The organism is Mesorhizobium sp. BHbdii, assembly GCF_053848045.1.
Genome location: NZ_JBSPKX010000336.1, coordinates 1 through 394, shown reverse-complemented (window position 1 = coordinate 394; position 394 = coordinate 1). Strand labels below are relative to the sequence as shown.

1 pseudogene is annotated in these 394 nt (G+C 61.7%); it reads right to left on the bottom strand.

Annotated features, from left to right (window positions below):
* Window positions 1-394, bottom strand: a pseudogene (locus tag ACWTU8_RS33320) (PAS domain-containing sensor histidine kinase); the annotation flags it as partial.

The following is a 394-nucleotide window of genomic DNA, read 5'->3' as shown; positions in this document are numbered from 1 at the left end:
TCGTGCAGCTTGACGATGGCGCCCATGATGTTGCGGGTGCGCGGCTCGATCAGCACCGGTTTGCCCTCGGCGGCGCTGCTGACTGAACCTTCCGGCGGTTCCGGCATGGCGAAATCGGCATCGGTCTGCGCGCTCATGACAAACGAGCCGTCGGGCTTGATCAGCGCCGCGTGGGCCAGCGACCGGCCCACTGCCTCCTTGTTGAGAAGGTCGAGAAAGCCTGTGCGATCAAGTCCGTAGAGGGTTCGCGACGCATCGAGATCATAAGCCATCGACAGCGTCGTGCCCTGCAAATTGCGGGCATTCTCCTGGACATAGGCATCGGCGATCGACAGCGAGGAATTGACGATCGTCTTGGTGCGAATCTCGAACCAGCGGTCGAGGCCGATATCGA